This is a genomic window from Nostoc cf. edaphicum LEGE 07299, assembly GCF_015207245.1.
GTDB classification, from domain to species: Bacteria; Cyanobacteriota; Cyanobacteriia; order Cyanobacteriales; family Nostocaceae; genus Nostoc; species Nostoc edaphicum_B.
The window spans coordinates 1-3753 of sequence record NZ_JADEXF010000605.1; the positions used below are offsets into that span (position 1 = coordinate 1).

The 3753-nt window shown below is 41.0% G+C and carries 4 protein-coding genes; 2 read left to right on the forward strand and 2 right to left on the reverse strand.

The window, feature by feature from the left end; all coding sequences use genetic code 11:
- The coding region (locus tag IQ229_RS17615; protein ID WP_194045907.1) for an ArnT family glycosyltransferase at positions 1-1503 on the reverse strand (1503 nt) is incomplete at its 3' end.
- A gap of 656 nt (positions 1504-2159) precedes the next feature.
- Between IQ229_RS17615 and IQ229_RS17620 the strand changes: the two genes are divergently transcribed.
- Positions 2160-2849 carry a hypothetical protein gene (locus tag IQ229_RS17620; protein WP_194045909.1) on the forward strand — a complete coding sequence of 230 codons (690 nt, stop codon included), beginning with the start codon at positions 2160-2162 and terminating at the stop codon, positions 2847-2849.
- Positions 2850-2871: 22 nt separating this feature from the next.
- Here the strand turns inward: IQ229_RS17620 and IQ229_RS17625 are convergent, their stop codons facing one another.
- On the reverse strand, positions 2872-3393 hold the full coding sequence (locus IQ229_RS17625; protein ID WP_194045911.1) for a GrpB family protein: 522 nt from the start codon (positions 3391-3393) through the stop codon (positions 2872-2874).
- Positions 3394-3508: 115 nt separating this feature from the next.
- On the opposite strand from IQ229_RS17625, the gene rpmI reads away from it, so the two are divergent.
- Positions 3509-3706, forward strand: a complete 198-nt coding sequence (rpmI, locus tag IQ229_RS17630; RefSeq protein WP_094350284.1) for a 50S ribosomal protein L35 — start codon at positions 3509-3511, stop codon at positions 3704-3706.
- The last annotated feature ends 47 nt before the right edge of the window (positions 3707-3753 follow it).

Sequence of the window (3753 nt, forward strand, 5' to 3'; positions counted from 1 at the left end):
AATTTTACTAACAGTTAAATTGATTTGCTGCAAAGCCCCATTATCTAACAGTAAATAAGATTTATTAGATAACATTTGTTGTAAAGTGGGCACAGGTGCAGGAGTTACCTTGCAATCGCAGTAAAAGTCTAAACTGGGACGCCCATAAGCAAAAGAAGTATAAATTTGTGTTCCTGTTGAAACATTTGACCGAATTAATTCTGCTACTGGTTTAACTGGAAAAGCTTCTTTTAATTCCCGGATCCATGATTGCGAACTCATTAACAGTGCTAAAACTAAGTACATCCCAAAAAATAACACTGGAATAAAGTTGCGATCGCGTTGTCTAATTAGCAATACTGCGATGCCCATACTTATTGCCAAAACAATGCTCATGACTATTAAAGTAGGCTCTTTCTTGGCAAGAGTAAAGTAAACACAACCTCCTAAACCAGCAATAGCGATAATACCCAGAAATATTGTCAAACTTCGCACCTTAAAATGACCGTACTGCCAAATTTCGCTAAGTTTCGCACCAATTGCCAAAGCTAAAAATGGATATACAGGCATAACATACCAAGGCAGCTTAGTTCTCATTAAAGAGATAGTTCCGAAGTAAATAATTGTGCCAATAAGAATTAAGCGACCCCAGGTAGTCTGACGTTTTTTCCAAGCTAGATAAAAACCTCCCGGTAAAAATAATAGCCAGGGAAAACTATACTTAATTAACTCAATTAAATAGTACCAGGGTGGCCCACTATGACCTTCAACAGATTTTGTCAGGCGATCAAAGGTTTGTGTTTGAAAGTTCACTTGGAAGAAAGTTTCACCATAATGTTGCCATTGAGCAGCAAACCAAGCGATCGCAGGTGCATTTCCTAAAAATATTCCCACTAATAAATAGGGACTTGTTAATAAAGCAAACTGCCGATCTGCAATCAGGAATAAAAAAGCGATCGCCCCTAGCGGCAAAACCATCATCCCTTTCGTAAGAGCGATTAACCCTAAACAAAATCCCACACCTAGAGCATACCGACGATTCTGACGTGCTTTTAGCAAACAAAATAACAGCAGCAAGAAAAAGGTAATAGTTGTACCATCTAGCATTGCTAGCCTTCCATGACGCAGCACAGGCAACATCGTCAGGTAAACTAAAGCGCTAAACAGAGCTGGTAAACTTTGGTTAAAAAGCAAACATCCCACCAAGTAAAGCAAAGGCACTCCCAAGGCAGTTAACACTGCACCCGATAGACGCGTTGTCCACTCATTCACACCTGCGATCGAGTAAGTCCAAGCAATTAACAAGTGGATCAGGGGAGGCTTATTATGATAAGGTTGTCCTCCCAATGTGGGATAAAGCCAATGCATTGAACCAAGCGGGGCACGCCAAATTTCACGGGCAACCTGTGCAACAGTACCTTCATCCCAATCTCGCAAGGGGGAGTTTCCCAAAAATATCAGCCATAGAAAGAGAGATATTACCAGTAGGCTAAATAACCATTCTTTTTCTCGGAATAGTCGCATATCTAAAAATTGCTAAATTTTGTAAGTATCTTGGATGAAGATTTGAGATTTTCTTCTCCTGAAATAGATACTCAGGCTGATAATACTCGGAATCCAATCGTAAATCTGATGGAAGTTGTGAGTAATTAACAATGCTCCAAACTGCCAAAGTTCAATAGACCTCTTGCATAAGTCGAATCTACCCCCCTTAATCCCCCCTTATAAAGGGGAGAAACTTGAAATTTTGCTCCCTCCCCTTCACAAGGGGAGGGTTGGGGAGGGGTAATTCAACGATTTTTGCAAGAGGTCTATTATTGATGAAGTTCCAAAAGTAGAAATACTGTTCCACAGAGGTTTCAGGTTCAGCGATCGTGCAACGACTCCGCAGGAGTATCGCGCGGCAAAAAAAATGGCTCAAGTTAAGAATATGCTTAATGCTGTATAATTAGTGGCTAGGAATATATAAATAAAAAAGAAATATTTATACTCAAAACGGGTAAAAATCGTACTTCTTTGCACTGCACCAAAAATGGAGCTTCTTAAGCCTCTCCCGATGTACGGGGAGGATTTTGGAGAGGGGTTCTATATTAAGTTCAGTTTTAAGCGGTTCGCAGTCTACACGTTAATTTTGAGTCTGGATAAGAGTTGAAGGTATTTATTACATATTGCAAGGAATCATGAAACTTATGAAAGGATGTGTATTGACCCTAGCGTTGACAACCTTCCTATCGTGGGGATTTGGGCTTACCGAAAACAATTCTGCTGGGGCTGTTTCTCGCTTAGACACGACTCCATTGGCCGAAACACTTCAGGCGACATCAAGCAATTTGCCGAGGGCAATCGCCAATAAAATTTTACGGGATGCGTCCAAGCGTTCCGGCGTACCTGTAGGGGAATTACGGGTTATCCAGGTTATATCGAAAACCTTTAGTAATCCCTGTATATTCAAGTTTGGAGAAATTTGTACCAGGGAATACAACCCCATTGAGGGCTGGGAAGTAGTTGTCAGAGTTCGGCAAGATTCGTGGACTTACCATGTAAATAAATCTGGAACACAAATCGTTTTAGATCCCAAGATAAGCGCTTTACACATATTGCCGAAAACGATCGCTTATGCAATTTTGACCGATGCTTCAAACCGTTCTGGGGTAGCAATTGCTGATTTAAAAATTACTCAAGCTACACCAAAAACCTTTGGAAATTCCTGCGTATTTGGCTTTGGTGAAGTTTGCATCCAGCTATTCGACCCTATTGAGGGCTGGGAAGTAATTGTCAAGGTTAAAGGCCAATTTTGGACTTACCATGTCAATAAATCTGGTTCGCAAATTGTTTTAGATCCCAAAGTCACCACCATTAAGAAAAATTAAATAATCAATGGCTTTGGCTTTTTCACATCTGTTCACACCGTGCTTTGACCATCACAGCACGGATATAGTCATTTTTACCATTGGTATAAGCTTCGCGATCGCTCCGAAAACTTGTAGCCAAGTCGCGTTTTAGAACTTCGTAGCGTCTCGCTTCTTCAGGATGCTTTCTCAGATAATCGCAAAATAACTTGCGCTCCCAAAATTCGCTGTCAATCTCGACTATGTGAATATGATGAGTACGTTGCTTTCCGTATGGTGGCATTCCTTTAACAAAAAACATCCGTCCAGGACGCGGGTCTTCATGCCAATAAACGTATCCTAAAGATTCTAAAGCCAAAATAGCAGATTTCGCATCTACTAAGGAACGCACTCCCACCATGATGTCAATAACTGGTTTGGCTGCCATTCCCGGTACTGCGGTACTACCAATATGTTCAATTTCTACAACTAAGTCATTGCCTAGTGCCTGCCAAATCCGCTCGGCTTCTTCTGTAAACAAAGTCGCCCAACGTGGGTCATATTCAACTATATTGACCTCATCCATAAGTGAAGCTAAGTTTATCTACAGCGATCGCGGTTGGCTAAATCCTTTATTTAATTGCAGTTATAGCAATTTTAATAGTATATAATAATGGATCGTGTCGAATCAAAGCTAGACCATGCCTAAACTAAAGACTCGTAAAGCCGCGGCAAAACGATTCCGTGCCACCGGTAGCGGTAAAATTGTCCGTCGCAAAGCGTTCAAAAGCCACCTTTTAGAACACAAATCTTCTGACAAAAAACGTGGTATGCGCAAGAGTGCGCTTGTACACGAACGCGACGAACTTAACGTGCGCTTGATGCTCCCATATTTGTAAGTATTTTAGGAAATAAGTTATGACTCGGGTAAAACGCGGTAATGTAG

Coding starts and splice junctions, on each gene's coding strand:
- rpmI (WP_094350284.1), top strand. CDS start 3,509: ATGCCTAAACTAAAGACTCGTAAAGCCGCGGCAAAACGATTCCGTGCC.
- IQ229_RS17620 (WP_194045909.1), top strand. CDS start 2,160: ATGAAACTTATGAAAGGATGTGTATTGACCCTAGCGTTGACAACCTTC.
- IQ229_RS17625 (WP_194045911.1), bottom strand. CDS start 3,393: ATGGATGAGGTCAATATAGTTGAATATGACCCACGTTGGGCGACTTTG.